The organism is Nitrospira sp., from assembly GCA_024760545.1.
GTDB lineage: Bacteria > Nitrospirota > Nitrospiria > Nitrospirales > Nitrospiraceae > Nitrospira_D.
This window is the reverse complement of record CP060501.1, coordinates 3,100,409-3,123,394: the sequence shown is the minus strand read 5'-3', so window position 1 is coordinate 3,123,394 and position 22,986 is coordinate 3,100,409. Positions and strand designations below refer to the sequence as shown.

22 protein-coding genes are annotated in these 22,986 nt (G+C 57.7%); 14 read left to right on the top strand and 8 right to left on the bottom strand.

Going from position 1 to position 22,986, the window contains the following annotated elements; genetic code table 11:
* Positions 1-5: 5 nt before the first annotated feature.
* Positions 6-716, bottom strand: coding sequence for an A/G-specific adenine glycosylase (locus tag H8K03_14765; protein ID UVT19063.1), 711 nt, complete (start codon positions 714-716; stop codon positions 6-8).
* Between the two features lie 177 nt (positions 717-893).
* On the opposite strand from H8K03_14765, the gene H8K03_14760 reads away from it, so the two are divergent.
* From H8K03_14760 to H8K03_14745, 4 genes are all read left to right on the top strand, one after another.
* On the top strand, positions 894-1,382 hold the full coding sequence (locus H8K03_14760; GenBank protein ID UVT19062.1) for a hypothetical protein: 489 nt from the start codon (positions 894-896) through the stop codon (positions 1,380-1,382).
* Between the two features lie 204 nt (positions 1,383-1,586).
* On the top strand, positions 1,587-1,937 hold the full coding sequence (locus H8K03_14755) for a PilZ domain-containing protein (protein UVT19061.1): 351 nt from the start codon (positions 1,587-1,589) through the stop codon (positions 1,935-1,937).
* Between the two features lie 68 nt (positions 1,938-2,005).
* Entirely contained in the window at positions 2,006-2,209 is a 204-nt protein-coding gene (locus H8K03_14750) for a hypothetical protein (protein ID UVT19060.1), read from the top strand.
* A 5-nt stretch (positions 2,210-2,214) separates the two neighbouring features.
* A complete protein-coding gene (locus tag H8K03_14745) occupies positions 2,215-2,478 on the top strand; it encodes a type II toxin-antitoxin system RelE/ParE family toxin (GenBank protein ID UVT19059.1) in 264 nt (87 codons plus the stop codon).
* A gap of 21 nt (positions 2,479-2,499) precedes the next feature.
* On the opposite strand, the gene H8K03_14740 is transcribed toward H8K03_14745, so the two are convergent.
* Entirely contained in the window at positions 2,500-3,039 is a 540-nt protein-coding gene (locus H8K03_14740; protein UVT22493.1) for an NUDIX hydrolase, read from the bottom strand.
* A 37-nt stretch (positions 3,040-3,076) separates the two neighbouring features.
* Between H8K03_14740 and H8K03_14735 the strand changes: the two genes are divergently transcribed.
* A complete protein-coding gene (locus H8K03_14735) occupies positions 3,077-4,252 on the top strand; it encodes a class I SAM-dependent RNA methyltransferase (GenBank protein ID UVT19058.1) in 1,176 nt (391 codons plus the stop codon).
* Positions 4,253-4,508: 256 nt separating this feature from the next.
* Entirely contained in the window at positions 4,509-6,905 is a 2,397-nt protein-coding gene (gene lon / locus H8K03_14730; protein UVT19057.1) for an endopeptidase La, read from the top strand.
* Here the strand turns inward: lon and H8K03_14725 are convergent.
* The 3 genes from H8K03_14725 to H8K03_14715 are packed head-to-tail and all read right to left on the bottom strand — an operon-like array spanning position 6,902 to position 9,801.
* On the bottom strand, positions 6,902-8,170 hold the full coding sequence (locus tag H8K03_14725) for a hypothetical protein (GenBank protein ID UVT19056.1): 1,269 nt from the start codon (positions 8,168-8,170) through the stop codon (positions 6,902-6,904). The two genes, lon and H8K03_14725, sit on opposite strands and share 4 nt — an antisense overlap.
* Positions 8,171-8,224: 54 nt before the next feature.
* Positions 8,225-8,785: a hypothetical protein gene (locus H8K03_14720; protein ID UVT19055.1), complete on the bottom strand. Its 561-nt coding sequence runs from the start codon at positions 8,783-8,785 to the stop codon at positions 8,225-8,227.
* On the bottom strand, positions 8,782-9,801 hold the full coding sequence (locus H8K03_14715) for a hypothetical protein (GenBank protein UVT19054.1): 1,020 nt from the start codon (positions 9,799-9,801) through the stop codon (positions 8,782-8,784). Before H8K03_14715 ends, H8K03_14720 begins: the two co-directional genes overlap by 4 nt.
* Positions 9,802-9,976: 175 nt before the next feature.
* Between H8K03_14715 and H8K03_14710 the strand changes: the two genes are divergently transcribed.
* The 7 genes from H8K03_14710 to H8K03_14680 all read left to right on the top strand — a co-directional run bounded on the left by H8K03_14710 (position 9,977) and on the right by H8K03_14680 (position 16,649).
* Positions 9,977-10,996 (top strand): alkaline phosphatase family protein, encoded by a 1,020-nt coding sequence (locus tag H8K03_14710; GenBank protein ID UVT19053.1) that lies wholly within the window; start codon positions 9,977-9,979, stop codon positions 10,994-10,996.
* Between the two features lie 60 nt (positions 10,997-11,056).
* Positions 11,057-11,470 (top strand): hypothetical protein, encoded by a 414-nt coding sequence (locus tag H8K03_14705; protein UVT19052.1) that lies wholly within the window; start codon positions 11,057-11,059, stop codon positions 11,468-11,470.
* Positions 11,463-12,818, top strand: a complete 1,356-nt coding sequence (locus H8K03_14700) for a HEAT repeat domain-containing protein (GenBank protein ID UVT19051.1) — start codon at positions 11,463-11,465, stop codon at positions 12,816-12,818. The genes H8K03_14705 and H8K03_14700 overlap by 8 nt, the downstream gene beginning before the upstream one ends.
* Before the next feature lie 100 nt (positions 12,819-12,918).
* Positions 12,919-14,013, top strand: a complete 1,095-nt coding sequence (locus H8K03_14695; protein ID UVT19050.1) for a HEAT repeat domain-containing protein — start codon at positions 12,919-12,921, stop codon at positions 14,011-14,013.
* Positions 14,014-14,057: 44 nt separating this feature from the next.
* Entirely contained in the window at positions 14,058-15,158 is a 1,101-nt protein-coding gene (locus H8K03_14690; protein UVT19049.1) for a HEAT repeat domain-containing protein, read from the top strand.
* Positions 15,151-15,918, top strand: coding sequence for a HEAT repeat domain-containing protein (locus H8K03_14685; GenBank protein ID UVT19048.1), 768 nt, complete (start codon positions 15,151-15,153; stop codon positions 15,916-15,918). Before H8K03_14690 ends, H8K03_14685 begins: the two co-directional genes overlap by 8 nt.
* A 26-nt stretch (positions 15,919-15,944) precedes the next feature.
* Entirely contained in the window at positions 15,945-16,649 is a 705-nt protein-coding gene (locus H8K03_14680; GenBank protein ID UVT19047.1) for a HEAT repeat domain-containing protein, read from the top strand.
* A gap of 156 nt (positions 16,650-16,805) precedes the next feature.
* Here H8K03_14680 and H8K03_14675 read toward each other — a convergent pair whose 3' ends face one another.
* The gene (locus H8K03_14675) at positions 16,806-18,119 is read right to left on the bottom strand and encodes a UDP-glucose/GDP-mannose dehydrogenase family protein (protein UVT19046.1); all 1,314 of its coding nucleotides are present in this window, start codon (positions 18,117-18,119) and stop codon (positions 16,806-16,808) included.
* Between the two features lie 275 nt (positions 18,120-18,394).
* Between H8K03_14675 and H8K03_14670 the strand changes: the two genes are divergently transcribed.
* On the top strand, positions 18,395-19,870 hold the full coding sequence (locus H8K03_14670; GenBank protein ID UVT19045.1) for a fused MFS/spermidine synthase: 1,476 nt from the start codon (positions 18,395-18,397) through the stop codon (positions 19,868-19,870).
* A gap of 78 nt (positions 19,871-19,948) precedes the next feature.
* Here the strand turns inward: H8K03_14670 and otsB are convergent, their stop codons facing one another.
* Together otsB and H8K03_14660 are read right to left on the bottom strand one after the other, a co-directional pair.
* Positions 19,949-20,725 carry a trehalose-phosphatase gene (gene otsB / locus H8K03_14665; protein ID UVT19044.1) on the bottom strand — a complete coding sequence of 259 codons (777 nt, stop codon included), beginning with the start codon at positions 20,723-20,725 and terminating at the stop codon, positions 19,949-19,951.
* Positions 20,726-20,732: 7 nt separating this feature from the next.
* A complete protein-coding gene (locus H8K03_14660; protein UVT19043.1) occupies positions 20,733-22,973 on the bottom strand; it encodes a trehalose-6-phosphate synthase in 2,241 nt (746 codons plus the stop codon).
* Positions 22,974-22,986 lie beyond the last annotated feature (13 nt).

The window sequence follows — 22,986 nt, the reverse complement described above, 5'->3', positions numbered from 1 at the left end:
ACCGGCTACCTTTCACGGGTCGGACTGAACGGATAGGTCTTACAGAAGGCCTTCATCGGACACAGCAGACAATAGGGGTCACGGGCCGTACAGACCATCGCTCCAAAGTCCATGATGGCCTGGTTAAAGTCATACCCCTTTCCCGTCGGGATCAAAGCGGCCGACAATTCCCATAACATGGTCTTTTGTGTTTTAGGATCGCCCTCGGCGACGAAGACCCTATGTAGGACTCGAATCACGTTCGTATCCAGGATCGGTGCATCTTCATTGAACGCGAACGAGCGAATCGCCCCGGCCGTATAACGTCCAATGCCTTTGAACGAGAGCAATTCCTCGGCATCACTGGGTAATTTCCCTCCGTACCGATCCACCGTTTCGCACGCAATGCCGTGCAATCGTTCCGGACGAATGTTGTATCCCAATGGGTACCAAGTCTTCTTCACATCAGCGACCTGGGCCTCCGCAAGGTCCTCAAAACTCGGATACCGCTCCAAAAACTCGTGATACTTCGGGACGACCCGATCGACTTGCGTCTGCTGGAGCATCACTTCGGAAACGAGAATGTGATAGGGGTCTGAGGTCTTCCGCCAGGGTAAATCCCGACCATGTTCCCCATACCACTTCAGGAGCCGCCGCTGAAATCGACGTTTAGCGGAAAGATCCGGAAGAACAGACTTGCCTGGTTTTTTCTTGTTGGAAGGACGCCGCGCAGGCATAAACCGAGCCTTCATTATGACCGCGTTTGACCGACGGCATTGTAGAAGTCCCTTTCCCCAAAAATCAAACGTGTTGCCCGACTCACAGCGTTGAGACCGTTTTGTAAGCTCCTATCGGCAATCTGTTCAAAGTAAAATTCTCGTGGTAGCCTATAGATAACCCTAGAGGCAGGGACCATGAACGTGAAAGCCTTCCGAGATCGGTTGGTACGTGCCTTGGTTTTATCCGGAAGTTTGGCCTGTGCCTTCTCCCCGCTTCCGGCCTCATCTGAAACCCTCCAAGTGCCATGGGAGTGTTCCAACTACGCCGGCGACGCGCAGGTCCGTTGTGTCAACGCCTTCATGGAAGCGCAGCAGAAAAAAATCGCTGAACTCGAAGGAAAGCTCCAAGCCCAGGAGGGCACCGTCGGTCAACTCAAAAGCCAGCTCGATCGGCAAGCGACTGCAACTGCAGATCTGCAACGCCAGCTTGTGGATCGGCCCGCCACCAGCGTCGTCCCGATCCCTTACTCATATCCCTACTCCTTCGGTTACCCCTACGGCATTGGGTTGGGGTTCGGACTGGCCTTTGGCGGTTCTGGGATCTACACATCACCTTACTACGGCCCTTATGTTCGTCCTTTTTGGGGTCCTCGACATTATGGATATTGGGGTTATCGCTGGTGAGGCCTTAGATAGATTTGATTCGCAGGGCACCCGATTATCACCTCCCACTCATCCCCGCTGCTCGGATCAGGGCTTTTCATTGACAAGATCGCTTCCGACAAATAGCCTGCTCAGTAGAACATTATAAGTACGACATCGGCCGCCTTGCCGAATTCACCTACATCAAGCGGGTCGGAAGTCTGCTGACGGACAAGAGGATGCGCGATGGTTGTTCGTAAATTCCCGCGGTTTCCACTCACACTGCCGAGCACGTTAGTTCAAAGGGACAAGCTTCGTTACAAAGCCTCCGTGAAGGACCTCTCTCTGAAGGGCTGTCGGCTGGAGAGTACTATCCGCCCCTTCACCGGGATGATGGTGGAGCTGCTTCTCGAACTGCCCGGCGAGGCTACCCCGATCCATATCAGCAATGCGACCGTCCGGTGGACTGGGTCGCAAGGCCTGGGGGTCGAATTTCTGATAGTGGCGCCTGCTGACGAAGAACGGCTCAAACGTGTGGTTGAGCAACTCTCGGTTCAGGCAGGACAGGCCTTGATCTTTCCCAAAGCCGCGAACTAATACAAGCCCGTCGCTGTTTGGCTGCCGACCCGTTGCATTCCATCCATCCTGAACCGTATTCTTCTTCCATGGACCTCTCATCGTTGTCGACGGAACAATTGAAGGAACTGGTACGGGGCCTCGTGGACGATCGGATTCGCGAGTTGATCGGAGATCCCGATCTCGGTCTCCAGCTCGGCGATTCACTCAGAGCCCGCCTCAAGCAGTCATTGACGAGCGGCGAGCGGCTGTCTGGTGAAGAGGTGGCCGAGCGACTTGGGCTTCGCTGGTAGGCCCCATGCCCTGGTATCGTCTCACCTTTCGAACCGGCACCGCGCAGGACCTCGCCATGGTCGACCAGTCCATAGCCCAACGGCTCCTCGACAAGTCCAAGTGGTTGGCCTCCAATGTCGACAACCTGCGACATGAACCTATTGCGGACGACCTTCCGGGACTCTGCAAGTATGCCGTGGGGGAATGGCGGATTTTCTATGCCATCGACCGCACGGAACAACTCGTCGACATTCATGCCATCCTGCGACAGAGCGAGCTTGGCTTCTAAAGCACTCCGATCGAACCGCGGTCAGTTGATGGCTCCCCGAACGTCGGCGACATGCAGCTGAAACGTCCCCCGCGCCGCGTCCTCAATGTAGTGCCGTAAGGCCTCCTTGACCACCGGAAAGGCAATCTCCTCCCACGGGATCGCGTCGCGTGGAAAGAGCCGCACGTCCAGACTTTCGAATCCTGCGCTGAACTGCTTGGTCTGAAGACGGCCGATGAAGGTCATATAGACCTGTCCAATGCGGGGCAGACTCAACACGGAATGGAGCCGCGTGATCGTCACCTGCGCCTGCGCCTCCTCAAGCGTCTCCCGCACCGCCGCCTGTTCGGTGCCCTCGCCGAGTTCCATGAAACCGGCCGGATAGGTCCAGAGTCCGGATTTCGGCTCGATGGCCCGCCGGCACAAAAGGATTTGATCTTCCCACTCTGGAATGCAGCCTGCGACGATCTTGGGATTATGGTAATGAATAGCCTGGCAGGTTTCACACACGAACCGAGGCAGGTTATCACCCGGCGGAACTTTTTGAATCACTGCCTTGCCGCAGGCACTGCAAAAATTCATCATCTGGCCTCGTCATCGCTACTCATCGGCAAGCAAAATGGATAACACAAAACGTCGATTCTTTGCACCTTGCCCGCGTGGGCTTGAAGGCGTACTCGAGGGAGAGCTCCATAGCCTTGGCGTGCCGGCGACGACTAAGACGGAAGGCGGCGTCGGCTTCAGCGCGCCCTGGTCGACCATGTACTGGGTCAATCTCAAATCGCACATCGCCAGCCGCGTTCTTTGGGAAGTCGGACAGAGCGTCTACAAAACAGAACACGATGTCTATCAGGCTGCCTATGCGCTCGCCTGGCCCGAATGGTTCGCGCCCGCTCAGACGATCAAGGTGAAGGTGAGCGCGCGTCGCTGCCCGCTCCCCAGCCTGGACTTCCTGACCCTCCGTATCAAAGACGCCGTCTGCGATAAGTTCGTCGCAGCCACGCAGCGGCGACCCAGCGTCGATACGGAACGGCCGAACATCAAGCTCGACGCCTTTCTGGACCAGAGCACTGTCACGTTTTATGTCGATACATCGGGAGAGCCGCTGTTCAAACGTGGCCATCGGACAATGTCCGTCGAGGCGCCTTTGAGAGAGAATTTGGCAGCGGGCATTCTGCGGCTGGCCGGCTGGACGCCGAAAGATGTACTGGTCGATCCCATGTGCGGCGGCGGGACGATTCCTCTCGAAGCTGCCTTAATGGCCCGTCAAATTCCGCCGGGCATCTCGCGGAACTTCGCCTTCGAACGGCTCCTCGTCCACGATCCACAACGGTGGGACCATCTCCGCGAAGCGGCACGGGCAAAACAAGTGGATCAGGTCCCGGCTGCTATCTATGCGTCCGACCGGAATCCGGCGATGGTGAAAATTGCGTACGGGACGTTTCAAGGCGCCGGAGTGCCGATTGATATCCGGCTGAAGCAAAGCGATATTCTGGATCTGGACGCGCCGGCCGACAAAGGCGTGATGGTCATCAATCCGCCCTATGGAGTCCGCCTCGGCCGGTCGGACGAGCTGGAAACGCTTTACCCCAAGTTGGGCGATTGGCTGAAGCAGCGCTTCGTCGGCTGGCGTGCCTACGTGCTGACCGGCGATGCCCGCGTGCCAAAGCTGATCGGGCTGACACCGTCCAAACGTATTCCCCTCTTCAACGGGGCATTGGAATGCCGACTCTATGAGTTCGTGATCGTCCAAGGCGGAGCAAGGCGGCGCCTCACGCCGCCAACACAAGCTTGAGATCTATCCCGCAAGAAGGTGACCGGTCGAACTGAAGAAGACCTTCTTACCGCTTCACACGAACCGGATCTTGAGCAATCAGCGGGTCCGGTGTGGCCCGGCAGGATAAGCATCCGATCAAACGTCACGATACAACGCCGCGTGCTTGTGGAGTCCATTAGTTGCCGCTAATTCCGATCCCTTCCCCTTGACTTCTGCGCGCCGCAACCTATCAGGCTGTTATAATGCTGTGAACTCTCAGCAAGGATGGACACCAATGGAAAACACTATATTGTCGACGTTACCGGTACTTCCCGTCAAACGGACGGTCCTGTTCCCCGGGGTCATGATGCCGCTGACGGTCGGGCGACAACGGTCCGTGGCCGCAGTCAACGCGGCCATGAAGACGGAAGAGAAGATGATCGTCGTCGTGGCGCAGCGGGATCCTCAGGCCGAAGAACCAGGCCTGGCTGATCTGTACTCCATCGGAACGAAGGCGATCGTCAAGCAAATCGGACAGACGTCGGAGGGAGTGATCCACGCGCTGGTCCAGGGACTGGATCGCGTCGTACTCTTGAAAGAAGAACAGGCCACCCCCTACCCCACGGTACGTGTCCGTTCTCTCGAACGTCCTTCTGACAACGGGCCCGAGGTTCAAGCTCTGCATCGAGCCATACAGGAATTACTGTCCGATTTACCCAAGCTCATCGAAGCTCCGGGCATCCAAGAAGTCAGCGCGGTGTTGAGCAACGAGAATGATTCCATCGCACTGGCCTATCGCATCGCCTCACTCGTCAATCTCAACGTGGTGGAAGAGCAGCGTTTACTCGAATGTTCTTCGACTTTGGATCTTCTTCGTAGCCTCTACGCCGCGCTGTCGAAAGAAATCCAAATCCTGCAGTTGCGGGAAAAGATCGCCAAGGATGCGCAGACCAAAATCGGCAAGAGCCAACGAGAGTACATCTTGCGCGAACAGCTGAAAGCCATCCAGCAAGAACTGGGCGAAGGCGAGGGAGAAGAAAACGAGGTCGCCAGCTTGAAGAAGCAAATCGAGGAGGCCGACCTGCCGGATCATATTCGCAAGGAAGTCGAACGCGAAGTCACCAGGCTGGGCAAAGTACCCCCGACGTCACCGGACCATCAGGTCCTTCGCACCTACCTTGAACTGGTCCTCGAACTTCCCTGGAAGAAGGCATCCAAGGAACACCTTGACCTCTCGACGGTGCGTCAAGTCCTGGAAGAAGATCACTACGGGATCAAGGAGGTCAAAGAGCGGATCGTCGAGCATCTGGCGGTGCTGAAGCTCAACCCGACTGCGAAGGCTCCGATTCTCTGTCTGGTCGGGCCTCCCGGAGTCGGAAAGACAAGCTTGGGGCAGTCGATCGCGAGGGCGATGGACCGGACATTTGAACGATTCAGTCTCGGCGGCGTCCATGATGAAGCCGAGCTTCGGGGCCATCGCCGCACATATGTGGGATCGCTCCCGGGCCGCATCATTCAAGCCATCCGCCGAGCGGGAGTCAACAACCCGGTGTTGATGCTCGACGAGGTCGACAAGATGGGGCGGGATTTCCGCGGCGACCCGGCAGCGGCATTGCTGGAAATCCTCGATCCGGCGCAGAACCACACGTTCCGTGATCATTACTTGGACTTACCGTTCGATCTGTCGAAAGTGTTCTTTATCACCACGGCCAACACCCTGGATACGATCAGCCAGCCCCTGTTGGACCGAATGGAAGTCATCCGGCTTCAGGGTTATAGCGAGCGCGAGAAAGCTGAAATAGCCCGGCGCTATCTCTGGCCGCGGCGGCTCAAGGAGGCCGGCATCGAGGGGACGCAAGTCGTGCTTACGGACGAGGTGTTGAATCTCGTCATCTCGCGGTACACTCGCGAAGCCGGTGTCCGCCAGCTCGAGCAAATGCTGGGACGGTTGACGAGAAAGGTGGCACTGACCTTTGCCGACCTCCCGGAGGGCGGTGAGCGACAACCCGTCGCTATTCAAACCGACATGCTCGGCGAGTGGTTGGGCTCTGAACGATTTATGCCGGAAGAGGCTCGGAAGAATCTTCCTCCCGGCGTGGCAACCGGCCTCGCCTGGACCCCGACCGGAGGGGATGTGCTCTATATTGAAACCACCTTGCTCCCCGGCAGTCATGAGTTGACCCTTACGGGGCAGTTAGGCGAGGTGATGCAAGAATCCGCGCGTGCGGCTCGGAGCTATCTCTGGTCGCATGCCGAGAGCATGGGTTTGGACATCTCCCGTTTTAAACGCAACGGGATCCATATTCACGTGCCCTCCGGAGCCATTCCAAAGGACGGCCCATCGGCCGGCATCACCATGGCGACGGCGCTGGCTTCCGTATACGAGGGCAAAGCCGTACGGAGCGACACGGCCATGACGGGTGAAATCAGTCTGAGCGGACTTGTCTTGCCGGTGGGCGGCATCAAGGAAAAGATGCTGGCGGCGCATCGCGCAGGAATCAGACGCATCATTCTGCCGAAGGCCAATGAGAAGGATCTCAAGGATGTCCCGCAGGAAGTGCGCGACGAGTTGACCTTTATCTTGGCGGAACGGATAGAAGATGTCTTACCGGCGGCCTTCAATCCGGACCCGCAGGATGGGGCCGCCGGCCACGAACCGGTGACGACTTCCAGCGCCACAGGGGATGCCTAGGATTCGTAGAAAGCGCGAACAATCTGGATGGTGTTGAACAGTAAGACGTGCCGGCGCGTATAGACTGCGTGGCCATAGTAGTGGTCGCGGGGGTTCGTCGAGCCGGTACTGTCCTTGTAATCGACGAGCAGACAGTTCCCTTCACTGGGACAACGAACGGCACGTCTGGCACACTCCAACCACCGTTCGAATCCATCGTAGGGTTCGACCATTTCCCATACAGCCTTGTTGGCCACCTTGGCCGATTCCGTGGGAGGGACGGCATCGCTGCCCGCGACCGCTAGTTCCTGCACATAGTCTCCGCCCCAGGCAATGGGCATTTCCATCGTGATTTGAGGCAGCTCCATCTTCGCCAACCAGCTCTTTCCATCCGTCCGCAAGTTCCGGTGATTCACGACGTGCAACAGCTTTCCGATTCCAGACGGATCCCACCCATAGCGAACCGGTGTTCCAAAGGTCACCAGGTCGAGTGAACCTCCGGCAAGGAGTGATCCCGCCGTGATCAAAGAGTCGACGTGTCTGATCGTACCAATGAGGTTTGCCTGATTGGTCTGTTCAGCATACCCGGTAAGAATCTCGAGCAATTTCGATCGCCCCGTCACAGGGCTCGGGCAGAGAAGATTCGATGCAAGAGCCAGGACCAGTCCGGCTTGGCCGTGCGCCAGCACCAGGATCCGGTTTCCCTTTCCAAAGTTCTGATTTTTACAGACTCTGTGTAGCTGGCCGAGCAGAGAAACTGCGGCCAATGCTCGTCCAAGATGATGATGTTCGGATGACCAGAGGAGTCTGGTGCAAACAATCGGCTGAGTCAGGTGCTTGTTGATAGCTTGTCTGAACGATTGAATATAGGGTTCGGTAAAGTTACCTGCGTCGCCGACCTGCTCATCTAAAAGGGCTTTCGTCACAGTATCGTCGGTGAGCGGAGGCTTAAGCCCCCCCGGCAGCAACGGAATCCCGTTGTGTTCCTCCCGCATGGCCGCGAGCAAGGCATCAACACCCGACACACCCCGTGAGTAGCCTCGTTTGAGCCCGCCCGCTTCATCTAATCGCTGCATTCCGAAGACATCCGAGCCATGGATCGAACCATGGAGAAAGACGACGCCCGCAACACCGGCCTGAGAGAGACTCTTCCCACACTTGGCCATGCCCTCAGCCCACGCCGGAGATTCCGGCGGCGCGACATCTACCAAGTCGGCAACACGTAACCGTTCACCCGGATTCTTCCGTGACAGCTCATCGTGCTGAAAATTATTCTCGATCGGCATGAAACACTACATAGCCGATCTAGGTTCAAGGCTGCAACAACGGCATTGGGACGGTCAATGGACTGGAGTCGGGCTGAGTTCCTGGTCTGTGGCAGGCTTCAAGTGAACGCGGGACCTCGGCATGACAGCGGTAGCCGTACAAATCTTATTCTCTTCATCGATCCGGCGGTCGACGATCTTCACGTCTTGAAGATATTCTTGCACGATTTCTTCGCGAGTCAGTTCAATATCCTGCTCGTTCTCGCGTCCCGACCGTTCGCGGACACGATCGATCATATGTTCCTTGACCAACACGCGAATTTGCTTGGCTAAATCAGTGCGGGCGGAAAGCTCCGACACGCGCTGGCAGACGGCCTTGCCTTTGGTCAAGTCACCCTGACCCTTGCCGATCCAGTACTGATCTGAAGAAAAGCCGCCATCTCCGGCTTCAGCTGTTCGTCTGACCATGGCGGACGTGTCCATAGCCTTACTATCCAGCTGACCTTGAAGTCGGTCGAAGGATCGCTCGGCGTGTTTCCTCACATCGTCAGGTTCCGCCGCTTGCGCCGCAATGAGAACGAGTCCCTCGACAAGACAAAGGCCCACCGCGATGACAAGTCTAATTCCGCGCGTCAAGGCTTCCCTCCTCCTGCTCCAGAGCCGGCCCCGGGTGTTCTCAAGAACGGCGCCGATCGAGAATGCGGACCTGGGTTTTGGGGCCGAGGCGGCCTGACCGACGGCGGAGACTGAGAGAATCCTTGGATCATCGGTTGAGTATTGGTCTGTGGCTGTGCTGTCGGGGTTCGATAAATGATCTCGTTCAATGTCCGTGACCCACCCGGCGCACCGGGAGGTGGAACAAGCTCATGGCTTGGCATCCGGGGTCTCGTCCTGCCGGGCATAGATGGCTGCCGGTTCATGATGATCTGCTGCGCGACTGCGATGTGCGGACTGCTTGGATACAGACCGCCAGCGCTGTTCAGCAGGGCCTGGGGAAGGCCGACCGGCGAGACGAGCACCCAATTGGTCCAGGCTTGCGACACCATGGCATTGGATTGCACTCGATTGAGAATCTCCTTCCGCTTTTCCGCCGCCTGCTGAACCTGATCCGGCGTAGTCGCGTTGCCCAGGGCTTGATTCACCGTGTTCAGCTCCTGCTGAAGCTGTTCATTCTCTTGTCTCAGTTCCGCCAGCTGCACACGGGCATCTTCGTTTTCTCGAAGCGCTGTGATCGCCTGTGCCACGGCTTCCGTATCCATCTGCGCGAGCAGATCCACTTTCACGACCACGACGTCACCATCCAGAGACGTGGAGACCTGTTGATTCAGGACAATCACCAACCCGGCGGTATACGAGCGGATTTCGTCCTTCGTCACATCCATGTCGCTGACGACGGTGACACTCTCAAGATAGGTCGCGACTTGTTCGAGCGCGTTTCGTTTGGCCGCCTCGACGGCAAGTCGGATCGCATCCTCGCGGGTGTCGCGGTCTCCCATCCGATGCTCGCCTTGCGCGTTGACGACACGGATGTCAGCGAGCGCCGGAACCGCGGCGACGACCGCGGCGAGCGCGAGACAAAAGGCCAGAGAACGGGCGGGGGTGGTCGAACGCTGATGCATGGGAGGAGGCGGTTGGTGAGATGGATTGAACATCGCCTCCCCTCTTCTAGCTCGAAAACACGGACAAAACGGTCACTCCTTTCAGCTTAGCACCCGAAAAGGGGTTTCGCCAGCATTCAGCCGGGGTTCTGCCCTCCTTGCCTTCCTGAAAATTTGCATGTTAGGGTAGCACCTTTACTTTTAGGACACACACGGGTGATATGTTGTCATGAACCATCCCTCACGCCGCCTTCTCCTGATCCTTGTCGGTCTCCTGAGCGTTCTGCTTGAAACCGGAATCCACGCGCCTGTCGATGCGGCTCCCCCGCATGGCCGAGGAACCGCTTCTTCAACCCCGTTGACGGAACATGTCGTCCTTTTTGTCCTGGAAGGGCTCAGTCAAGAGTCGCTCCAGGGCGGAACCATGCCGATCTTGAGCAAGCTCATCAAGGATGGCTCAGTGACCTGGTCCGCAAAGGGGGTAAAACCGGCACTACGGTTGCCCATGATGGCGTCGCTGGTTACCGGCATGCCGGTAGAGAAACATGGGATTACCTGGAACTTTTTCGAATTCAGCCGAGGCTACCCTCGCTCACCCAGCTTATTCGACTATCTGGATTTGAGTGGAGGCCGCGATAGTGCCATCTTTTATATGGATGAGTCGTTATATCAGTTGGCCAAGCCCGAACCCTACACCGACTATCAACTCTGCGGGGCATTGCGGCCCGAGTGCGGTTCCCAGAAACTTGTCTCCTATATCCAGCAGTACCTTCAGAAGGCGACCAGCGGGCATGGATACGGCCATGCGATTCTCTCATTACCTCATTTGTTGGTGGTTCACCTTCCCGAAGCAGGCAGAGCCGGAGTGACGCACGGCTGGAGCTCCAAAGAGTATCGTGAGGCCTTGCGGACAGTCGACAGCGCGATGAAATCCGTCCTGGATCTATTCAAAGAATACTCGATCTTGGATCGCACGGCCGTTCTCGTCACTGCTCTGAGCGAAAAAGGAACCGACCCAGGCGCCGAGGTCTCGGGGGCCAATTCACCGGTTGTTCCGTGGATTGTCTCCGGCGCCGGAATCAAGCAAGGCAAAATCATTCGCCAACCGGTCTCAATCATCGATACCGGAGCCACGGTAATGCGAATCCTAGGCCTCCAGACTCACACGGAATGGGACAGCAAGGCCGTAGAGGAAATCTTCCAAACCGCTGCGGCTACTCCCTCCGTGCCGCGCGCCAAGAAACGCTAACGAACTATGAGGAATGATACTGTGATACGACGCTGGTCACTCGCATGCAGCTGGGCCCTCATGGGGCTGCTGGTAATAGCTTCGAGCGAAAGAGGACTCGCCGGAGAGCCGCCGGCTGCTCATCTCAAAGAACACCCAATTACCATCGATGCAACCAAGCTGGTCCCTGCTTCATGGTGGCAGGTGCCAGGGATCACACCCTCGATCTGGAATTCAGACCCCGACTCGCTCGATGCCCCCAAGACATCGGAACCTCGCGAGTTGCAGCTACGGCCGGGCAAGTACAAATTCATCAGCTTCACCTTCGATTTTCCCTTTACGGTCAATCTGAACGGCACGCTCGACTTTTCAACATCATTGGATCAGTGTGTCGAAGGTCGCGGAACGCACACCTTGGTCGTGCTGTGCAAACGTATGTATCCCTATGGCGGGCAACGCGATCCCTACTATGACCAAAAGCCCAACAATGGCTGACCTACTCGAAAATCTCTTAGAAGCGCTCGAGGATGTGGACGACGCCACCCGTGAAGAGGCGGCGAAGACTCTGGCCGACCTGGGAGACCCCTCTACCTTGGATGCGCTGATAGGCGCGTGCAGCGATGACTTCTGGTCCGTGCGGGCACATGCCGGCTGCGGTGTCGCGAAGATCGGTGGTCCGAAGGCTATCGAGGCGCTGATCGGCCTTTTCAATGATTCCATCATGGAAGTTCGGGACCAAGCGGTCGACGCGGCGGCAAAGATGGGGCCAGGCGTGCTTGATCGTCTGATTGCCGCCTTGAAAGACGAGCGCTGGCGGGTCCGCGAGCACGCCGCAAAGGCCGCCGGCAAACTCAAAGATTCCCGATCGGTCGACGCCTTGATCGTCGCGTGTCGCGATCGCGACGGAGCCGTCAAGAGCGCAGCGGCGGAAGCCCTGGGCAGAATCGCCGATCCAAAGGCCATTCCGGTCCTGGTCAAGCTGTTCCGGGATTCTTCCAAGATTGTGCGGGAAACAGCGGGAACGGCGCTCGTCTACATCGGACACCCATCGGTCGATCCACTGATTGAAAGCTTGAAGGACAAAGACTTTGTCGTTCGCTGCCATGCGGCCCGCGCATTGGGTGGAATGACCACCGATTATCAAATCGGCAGGACCTGGGTGCGAGACGCCAAAGTGGTGGATGCCTTGATTGCCGCCTTGAAAGACCCTGATCGAGCCGTTCGTGAAGATGCGACGATTGCACTCGGCATGATCGGCGACTCCCGGGCTATCGATGCGCTGATGGAAGCCATGAAGGACGGAGCCGTGAAGCGGCATGCCATTGCTTCACTCGGCATGATCGGCGACTCGCGCGCCCTCCCGGCTGTCCTCAATGCCTTAAAAGGGAAGGGGATCAAGCAAGAAGGCTCGCCCACGCCGGGGTGCATTGTGAGCGAGGATGCGTTCATCAAGGAAGCGGCGGCGACCGCCCTTGGTCAGTTTCGTAACCCTCGAGTCATCCCGGACCTGATCATGTTGCTCAAAGATGGGGTGTTACGAGAAAAAGCAGCAGCGGCTCTGGCGGTGATCGGTGACGCGGCCATCGAACCTTTGATCGCCTTTCTCTATGATCCCAAGGCCTCCGAAGTTGAGGCTGAAAAAGAACGTGTGCTTTCTTACGCGTCTGTTCGGTTGACGGCAAAGGACGCCTTGAAGCAGATTACTCTCGAGACGCTGGAAAAGCTTGGATGGACGCCTCATGATGAAGCGGTGGAAATCAGTTCAAGCCAGGCCGACAATCTGCGCGTCGACCGCCCCCTGGGACAGACCGGGCGCTTTGGCCCATCCGGCGACATCGCGTGATCGCGCCATAACGAGCATGTGCTCATGCCTCATGGCACAGTAGCGACGACGGGTTCTGCGCCCTAACGAATGACGATCCTTCGTAGCGCCCGATAACAATATGACCGATGCGGTGACAGAACAGATCGCGGCCCTCAAGGACCAGGATTGGGCGATCCGCGAAGAAGCGGCCGGCCTTCTTGGTACCCTCAAGGACCCGCGGGCCGTCATTCCCTTGATCTCTCTCCTCCGGGATCGCGACCGCTCCGTTCGCGAGGCGGCGATCGAAGCGCTGCGTGTGATTGGAACACCGGCGGTCGAGGTGCTGGGTGCTTGTCTGGACGAGACCGACCTCTCTGTTCAAGAAGCAGCGGCGGCGATCTTAGCAACGATCGCGGATGAGCGTGTAGCCGTTCCCCTCGTGCGTGCGTTAGGCAGCAGCGATTGGATCGTTCGGATGCACGCGGCCAAGGCGCTGGGTCGGGTACGACACACCGGCACCGTCGAGCCGCTCATCCCACTGTTGCAGGATAAGGTCAAAGCGGTGCGCGAGGAAACGGCCGCTGCGCTGGCCGCGATTGGTGACGCGGCAATCCCGTCGCTCATAAATGCCTTGCAACATGAGGCATGGCTGGTGCGGCTTCATGCGGTGGAATCGCTGGGCAAGACCAGATCACGGGAGGCTGTGGAGCCTCTGCTGTCAGTGTTGTTCAACGATCAAGATTCGGCGGTTCGCGAAGATGCCGTGCGGGCATTAGGCGAGATCGGCGATCCGCAGGCAGTCGAGTATCTGTTCACGGCCATGCGTGAGCCCGGATTACGGACATTGGCGGTTGAAGCGCTCGGTCGGATCGGTGACCCGCGCGCGGTTCCGGTACTGATCGGGATCCTCACAGGAACCAACACCCCGGAAGTGACGAGGACAGTGGCCGGTTGCGGGGATCAGTGGAACGAAGAACTTATCACTCAAGCCGCAGCCGTGCGGGCGTTGGGCCAGATCGGCGACGACCGGGCCATCCCTTCGCTCATCGCGGCGCTGGAACCGACGTTTACCCGGGCGGAGGCGGCGGCGGCCCTGGCCAAGTTCGGATCGAAGGTCGTTCCACTCCTGATTCCGCTGTTGAACAGTTCGCACGATGAAAATCTTCGGTTCCATGTCCGTGAGGCCCTGACATCAGCAGGGTGGAGATCTAGCAGGAGATCACGTATCGGATGAAAGCAATAGCCCACGGAATGTAGGTCATTCTTCTCCTGAATGCCATGTCGAAGGAAACGATTGAGACGCTGGTCTCCGAACTGATCCATGAAGAAGATTGGCGCCGTATGCGAGCAACGGCGGCTTGTGTGGCCGGTGGTCCTCGGTCGGTTCAGGCGCTGATCGAGGCATTACGGTCCGGACCCACTGAGTTAAAAAAGGAAGCGGCGGCGATGCTGGCCCGAATCAAGGACCCACATGCCGGAGTGGCATTGGTCGAACTTCTCGAACATGACGAGGAGGTCGTCCGGAAAGCCGGCGCGGCCGCCCTTGAACAGATGGCGGGCGTACTCGATACGGACACCGCCCGCGCGTTGGTTTCTTTGTTGCCGACAACTCCGGAAGGCGAGGCACGCCAGGTGCTGACTCACTTGATTGGAGCGATTCCGACCTCTGTCCTTCCATTATGCGAGATGCTCAATCATCCGGACCAGGACGCGCAACTCGCGGCCGCATTGATGCTGGATCAATTATTGGATCCCCGTTCCGTCGATGCATTCATCGATGCGATGGGGCGGCCGGTCGTCCGGGACATCGCCGTCGGCACCTTGAAGAAATTGGGCGCGATCCGAGAACGGATCGACGAGACATTCAATGCGTTGCGGGAGGTCGAGGGAGCGAGCGAGCGCGAAGAGGCCCGAATGGCGACGGTCATTGACTTACTCAGGATCGGGCGGCCGAGCGTGGAAATCTTGATCGAGTATCTCGAAGACGAAGACTGGCTGGTGCGCGAGGCGGCGGCTGACTTACTGGGAAAAATCGGGGACGTGCGGGCCGTCGAACCATTGATGAGGCGGCTGGGACATGACAAGGATACCGGCGTCAAAGAGCTGGCCATCAAGGCTCTGGGACTGATCGGTGATGCGCGCCCGACTCAGCTCTATCTTGACGCCATTCCGATCCGCCCGCTGCGTGTGTATGCCATGGAGGCCTTGGCCAAGATCAAGGAAGTGGAAGTCTTGCGCCCGTACAAGGAACTTTTCGATCGGCTCAGGACAGATCGTGACGGTCTGGTGGCCTATAATGCCGGCCTGATCGCCGACAAGCTGGAAGCCCTCACGGCCATGGAAACCCAGGCCCACGAAGAGGACACCAAACATGACTGAACAAGATGCATCTGATCGAATCGAGCAGCTGATACGGGCGCTCCATGACGACAACGAAGCCTTGCGCGACCACGCCGTCGCGAGCCTCGGTCAGAGCGGCCCGGAAGCGCTTCCCCGGTTGATCGATCTGATGGCCGATGAAGATGCGGTGATCCGGGAAGCCGCAGCCAGTGCGGTCGTTCGGATGGGCCCATCGGTCGTGGAGCCGATGATCGACGCGTTACAGGACGACTCATGGGCAATCAGGGAACAGGCGGCATCGGCTCTCGGAAAGTTGCGGGACAGGCGCGCCGTGGATCCGCTGGTCAGAGCGATCAAGGACCGGGACGGCGCGGTGCGCACGGCGGCTGTGTGGGCATTGGAACGCATCGGCGATTCACAGGCGGTGCCCGGACTGATCGAGGCGCTCATGGACAGCACCCTGCGGGAAGATGCGGCGCGGGTGCTGAAAAAGATCGGCGATGTGCGGGCGGTCGAGGCGCTGATCAATGGGCTCATGGGCTCCAATTGGATGGTGCGGCGTCATGCCGCCGAGGCGTTGGGGAAAATCGGGGATCAACGAGGAATTCCCCCGTTGATCACGTCGTTGCAGGACGAAGATTGGCTGGTCCGGAGAAATGCCGCGGAATCGCTCGCTCGACTGGGCGCGAAGGAAGCCGTTCAGCCCTTGGTGGCGCTGCTCGAGGACGAAAATACGATGGTGCAGGAAACGGCCGAGGCCGTGCTGGCCAGTCTCGGCTGGAAACCGGCCCCGCAATAATTTATTTCAACAAAGGATTATTACCCATGGCGGATGAAGCTCCAAAGCTGATTCAGATCGTTCCCAAAGGTGGAGACAAGAAGGACGGGTTCAACTTGGTGACGGAACGGGTCGTGGCGGTCAATCCGGAAAGTCGACAGCTCGAGGTCGAGCTCTTGGCCTACGACGGCAAGACCGTCCTTCTGGATGTGGACGAGGAAGCCCTTGAAGACCTCAAGATACTCAAAGCCGGTGATGGCGCGACCATCCGTGTCGTAGAGGAAGGCGGGAAGCGCGTCGCGAAAAGCTTCAGGATCCGTCCCAAAGATCCCAATGCCGCCAAGGCCGATGCCATGTTGCTCGACCTGAGGGATTCACACTGGTTGAACCGGAAGTATGCGGCGGAGGTATTGGGCGACTTGAAGGATCCTCGCGCCGTCGATCCGTTGGTTGCGGCATTGAGCGACGAGGTCGGGGACGTACGGCAACGAGCCTATGATTCGCTGATTAAGCTCGGTGGCCCGTCTGTACCATCGCTCATTCCATTACTGGCGTCCGAAGAAGACGAGATGCGCCAATCAGCCACCGAGATTCTTCGGAAGATCGGCAAGCCGGCCGTAGAACCGCTGGCGACTGCGTTAACAGAAGCCGATGACCGATTGAAGACACGAATCATGAAGGTTCTCGATCGGATGGGGTATAAGCCAAAAACCAAGGACCAGGCTAAGACCGAGTTGCCGCGGCTGACCTAACCAAACCTAGCGAGATGTCCACCAGGCCATTTCACGCGAACCCACGGGCTGGTCAAAAAGTCCATCCAGCGAGGCCGCAGCAAGCGAAGAGACGAAGCGTACGTTAAGCCCCTACGCGCCGGGAGAGTGCCGCTGGCGGGCTTTTTCAAGAGCCTGTCAGGGGCTTTGTGCCGCACGCCCCACCGATACATGCTTGAACCCGGCGGCTGTGACACGCTCGGGATCATAGACGTTCCGAAGGTCGAGCACGATGGGAACGCGCATGACTGACTTTAACTTTTCAAAGTCGAGGTTTCGAAACACATTCCATTCGGTCATGATCACCAATGCATCAGCGCCTTCAGCCGCATGGTAGGTGTCTCGGCAGGGCTGAAGTTCGGGCATCATCTGACAGGCTTCGGTCAAAGCCTCCGGGTCATATGCGCGAATAGTTGCGCCCTCTGCCAGAAGCTCCCGACCGATCGCCAAGGCCGGGGCTTCTCGAAGGTCGTTGGTGTTCGGTTTAAAGGAGAGGCCGAGCATTGCCAAGGTCTTCCCCTTCAATCCTCCGACCGCGTCCCGTATCTTTTCGATCATCCGCTCACGCTGAATGTCGTTCACGCGCGACGCTGCGGAAGCAATCTGCATTGGGTAGCCGTTGCGCTCTCCGGTCTGAATGAGCGCGGCTAGGTCTTTGGGGAAGCAAGACCCCCCGAAGCCCGGACCTGCATGTAGGAACTTTGACCCGATTCGATGGTCCAGCCCCATGCCTTTCGCCACCATCTGAACATTGGCTCCGACCTTCTCACACAGATTGGCGACCTCATTGATAAACGAAATCTTGGTCGCCAGGAAGGCATTGGACGCGTACTTGATGAGCTCGGCGGTCGGAACATCGGTCACGACGATCGGTGTTTCGATCAGATAGAGGGGGCGATAGAGATCCCTCATGATGGCGATCGCTTGATCGCTGTCCGCGCCGATCACCACGCGATTTGGACGCATGAAGTCCTCAATCGCCGACCCTTCCCGGAGAAATTCCGGGTTCGAAACCATATCGAACCGGATAGCATCTTTCTGCGTCTTTTTGACCACCTCTCGAATGGTTTCCCCAGTCCCTACCGGCACAGTCGATTTCGTCACAATGACCTTATAGCTGTTCATATGGCGGGCGATGCCTCTTCCCACCTCCTTGACAAACGACAAGTCAGCGCTGCCATCCGCGCTCGGGGGGGTTCCCACAGCAATAAAGATCACGAGCGCCTTGTCGACGGCCTGAGCGACGTCAGTGGTAAAGCTCAATCTGCCCTCTTTAACCCCTTTGGCGACCAGTTCTGCGAGCCCCGGTTCAAAAAACGGAATTTCGCCTTTTTCGAGCTTCTCAATTCTTCGGCTATCGCTGTCCATACAGGTGACATGAACGCCGAACTCGGCGAAACATGCTCCCGTCACGAGTCCGACGTAGCCGCTCCCAATCACACTGATGTGCATGCGCCCCTCCTTCTTGCCACAAGCAATTTGACCGAAAGTATAGCAACCACTCTCGCAGCGAGCAATGAATTCCATGATCCTTCGGCATTATCAGTACCAATGTGAGGCCGAAGCTTCGTTGACTCTCAGAAAATGCGTTGAGTACAATCCGACGCCGCTTCTGACCCGACAAGGAGAAGCATCTTCATCCCTCCGTCCAAACAATGACTCTTCCCGCACCACAAATTCCTCGCTGGTTTTTGCTCTTTACCGCCCTGGTCACAGGGGGAGTGGTAATGGCCTTGGAAATTTTGGGCAGTCGGCTGTTGGCGCCTGTCTTCGGCAGCTCGCTCTATGTTTGGGGCGCCTTGATAGGTGTGATTCTGGCGGCTATGAGCAGCGGGTACGCGTTCGGCGGTTGGGTCTCCGACCGCTATACCGGCGGGCACGTATTGGCCGGCCTGCTGATTTTTTCCGGAGGCTGGACGTTTCTGGTCGCTTGGGCGAACCAACCAATTCTGTTTGAAATCGAGAAGATGGTGCAGGACCCTCGCTGGGGACCCTGTCTCGCAGCCACCGTCCTTCTCGCACCCCCCGCGTTCGGACTCAGTGGTGTCCTACCGGCCATGTTACGTTTGGCCGTGGCAGATATGGATCATCTCGGACGGCAGACCGGCCGCATGATCGCCCTGTCGACGGTGGGCAGCTTGGCAGGAACCTGGGGGACCGCGTTCTTCCTCTTATCCTGGCTCGGGAGTCAATCCCTCGTCGCATGGTTGGGCGGCATTCAGGTAGGGCTTGGGGTCTGGTGGCTCGTGAAAGCAACCTCGACCGGTCGGTTCGTCCTACTGGTCGTACTCGGTTGCTGTACCCTCCTGGGGACCATAGCCCTCCAGCCGCTCCAACGACTGAAGGTCCCCATCCATCAAGAGGAAAGTCCTTATCAGCAGGTTCGAATTCGAGAAGACGATCTCTTCCGCTATCTGGTGTTGGATCGAACGTTCCATGCCACCATGTGGAAAGTCGAGCCTGTTTCTCTCTTTCTCCCCTACAGCCAAATGATGGTGTCTTCCCTGGCGCTGGTCTCCGAACCGAAACGAGGCCTCATCATCGGTCATGGCGGCGGTTCATTGGCAAAGTGGTTGGCGCGGTATTGGCCTGCGTTGGAGCTGGACATTGTGGAGTTCGACCCGGTCGTCGTCCGCATGGCGGAAGAGTATTTTGAGTATCACCCACCGGCCAATCACCATGTCTTTGTGAAGGATGGTCGAACCTTTCTCAACGCCACGGAACATACCTACGATGTCATGTGGATCGACGCGTTTGCGCGGGACATGATTCCGTTTCATCTCACCACGGCGGAGTTTTATGCTCTGGTGCGGGCGCGTCTGAACCCGGAGGGGATCGTCGCGGTCAATTTGGCGTCGTCCGGCAAAGAAGGAGATCTTGCCCGCGCAGCGGCGGTGGTTCAGACCATGAAACAAGCCTTCCCAGTCCTCGAGACCTTTGCGGTCGAAGGCCCGTGGAAAACCGGAATGACGCCGGCGAAGAACCTCATTTTCTTTGGAGGCCGGTACATCGAACGCGAATCAGCTGACCATCTCATGACCCAAATCACCGAGATGGCGACGAAGCAGCGAGTCCCGCTCGAAGCCATCACGCTGCTGAGCACCCGCCGGACCGAACCCTGGCCCTCCGGCGTCGTCTTAAGCGACGACTATGCCCCGTATGACCTTCTGCTTGGACGAGATCGATCTCAATTGAGGGAATGACGCAGGCAAGAGGGAGTGCGGCTGTTACGACATCGAGAACCGCCGGATAAACTCATGCGGATGTTCCAGGCAGCTGCTTTAGGTATGAATACTTCGATCAGCCACTTCTACCAGTAATCGCAGCACCTCCGTGATTTCCGTCTGCCTTTTCAGAAAGAACCGAGCAGACGAGGCGTTCTTCTTGCCGATTCTCACGGTGAGAATGCGGTGATCTCCCAAGGCAAAGACATCCTCATCGGTTTCGTCGTCACCTACATAGAGAGCGGCAGTACAGTTGAATTGCCGTATGCATTCCAATACTGCCTCGCCTTTGTGCGACGCCCCCAACGGTATGACGTTGACGACGGATTTTCCCAGGACGATCCGGGGACGGGGAGACAATTCGTCCAGGATGCGGAAGATGAGTGTCTTGGCTTCATCTCTCCGATCGGCATTTCGATAATGAAATGAGAGCGAGTAGGACTTGTTCTCGACGGATGCCCCGCATCGAGTCAGCTCGGCATGGTATCGTTCGTCGATGAATTGGAGCCATCCATGACAGATCTCTCGAACTTGCTGGATGACCTCCTGGGCCGTATGCGGTCCTTCGGAGCCATGATTACCGATCAAGTAGGGCACGGCTGTGCCGACCCGTGATCGCAGATCTTCCACCGATCTCCCCGAGATAATGGCGGTGGGAGCACGCTTGGCAAGTTCTCCCAGCCAGAAGCGGATCGGACGTCCCAATTGGGCGGAATGGCGGTCTCGGACGATCTTCGCCAAAGTCCCGTCAAAATCAAACGCATACAGGGAACGGACCCTCATGAGGGCCTCAAGGTCGCTTCTGCCTTTCTCCGTCAATAGATAGTCCATCATCGGTCCATCAATTCAACAAACTCGACCGTCCAACTTGTTTCATCACTCGCTCCTTTTGTCGCATGCGGGCGGCATCGATGAGCATACGACCGGCCCAGCGATAGACATTGAACTCCTGGATCAGCCCGCGCATGCTCTGCATCCTTGCGCGCTGCTCCACCTTCGGCATGGTCAAGGCAAGGTGGAGCGCGGCGGCAAACTGATCGATGTCGTACGGGTTGATCACGAGCGCCTCCGTCAACTCTCGGGCGGCTCCCGCAAACTGGCTCAGGATCAGAACACCTTGCTCGTCGTCACGAGCGCCGACAAACTCTTTGGCGACTAAATTCATGCCGTCATGGAGACTGCTCACTACGCACACGTCCGCGCCACGGTAAGACTCATGGACCTGTGCCGGCTCATGATGTTGAATCCGGAGGCAGATCGGCTCATAGCCGTCCCGCCCAAACCGCTTGTTGATCTGCTCCGCCAATGCGGAAACCTGGCCGGTAAAATGGTGGTACTGCTCGATCATCGAACGGCTGGGGGCGGCGATCTGAACAAACGTAAATTTCCCGATCCATTCCGGTTGAAGTTCCAGCAACCGTTCCACGGCCATGAATCGCTCCAGGATTCCCTTGGTGTAGTCAAGGCGCTCAACACCAAGGCCGATGAGACGTTCCAACGGCATCCCATAGGTCTCCCGGAGCTTGATTCGGCATTCCGGCACCGGCCGTTGCTGGCCGAGCCATTGCAGGGGCCACTCAATGGAAATCGGATAGGGGTTGACCGCCGTCATCTTGCCCCCATAGGACACCGTCGAGCTGTTTCGATCAATACGCGCTTCAAGCTGCCGATCGATGCAATCGATGAAATTGTTGCAATGCACTCTGGTGTGGAATCCCAGAATGCTGCTTCCGAGCAGCCCTTCCAGAATTTCTTCGCGCCAGGGACAGATCCCGAAGCTTTCCGCGTTCGGCCATGGAATGTGCCAGAACATGATGATTGTCGCAGTCGGTAATTTATCGCGAATCAACTTCGGAAGCAGCGCAAAATGATAATCCTGCACGAGCACGACCGGATTGTCGGTCGTGGCCTCCTCATACACGGCTTGGGCAAACCGTTCGTTGACGGCCACGTAATGTTTCCAATCCGACGAGCGGAACGTGGGACGGACATGGGCGATGTGGCAGAGCGGCCACAATCCCTCATTGGCAAACCCATAGTAGTACCCGGCCTCTTCCTCTGCGGTCAGCCAGACGCGACGGATCTCATAAGTGGGATGCGACGGAGGCACGCCGACATGACTCCGTTCGTCCACGACTTCCCGGTCCGCCGATCCGTTTCCATGCGCGACCCAGGTTCCCGAACAGGCCCGCATGACCGGCTCCAGGGCCGACACGAGCCCACTCGCCGGCACTTGCACCACGATGTTTTGATCTTGCCAATAGTGGGCATACGGCTGCCGATTGGAAACGATCAGCACTTGGTCGCCGGCCAGCTGCTCATGAAGAATCTTCTTGAGGCTTGTCGGGGTCCATGAAATCTGACTCTCATCGCGCATGCGGCGGTCAGTCTCGAGCGCCAGCACCAACGAGCGCAAGTCCTTCGCCAAGGGCTGGAGTTCCGGCGCGTGCTCTTCATGCTTCAGAGGAGTCAGGAGTCGTTCTCCCTTCAGCATGGCTCTCACCCCGGCAACCCACCCTTTCAAACTGAAGTGTGCGACCAAGACGGTGACCAGCGAGACGACCGCCGCGAGGCCCGCAAACAGATAGAACACATACCACTTCGTATCGCTGCTGCGCTGCTGAATGAAACTCATATCGTGAAGGAGCAGGAGCCGTCCGAGCGGGCGCCCGTTTGATTCGATGGAGGCTGAGGTAATATAGAGAGGTCCGCTGCCGAACGACCGTACCGTAGAAGAGTTGGGAGCAAGGCTCAGCGTGTCCTGACAGGTTATATCGTGCGGGTACGCCTGAGTCTCATAGAGAAGGCGGTTGTCGAGATCACAAAATCCCAACGCGTACAATCGTTCATCCTGAATAATTCGAGTAAAATATGCGAGGATCTTGCCTTTTGAGTTGGAGACCAGGAGATCCGCGAGTGGTCCCTCCATGGTATTGACCATGAGTTTGGACCGCATGTCGAGGTCCCGGACAAACCATTTCAATTCCAGCGAGTCGACAAGCGGGATCACTCCAAAGGCAATCACCCCCAATACGATCCCCAACGGCAGAACAAACCGGAGCGAGAGCCTCAAGAGTCTCATAGGAACAAGTTAG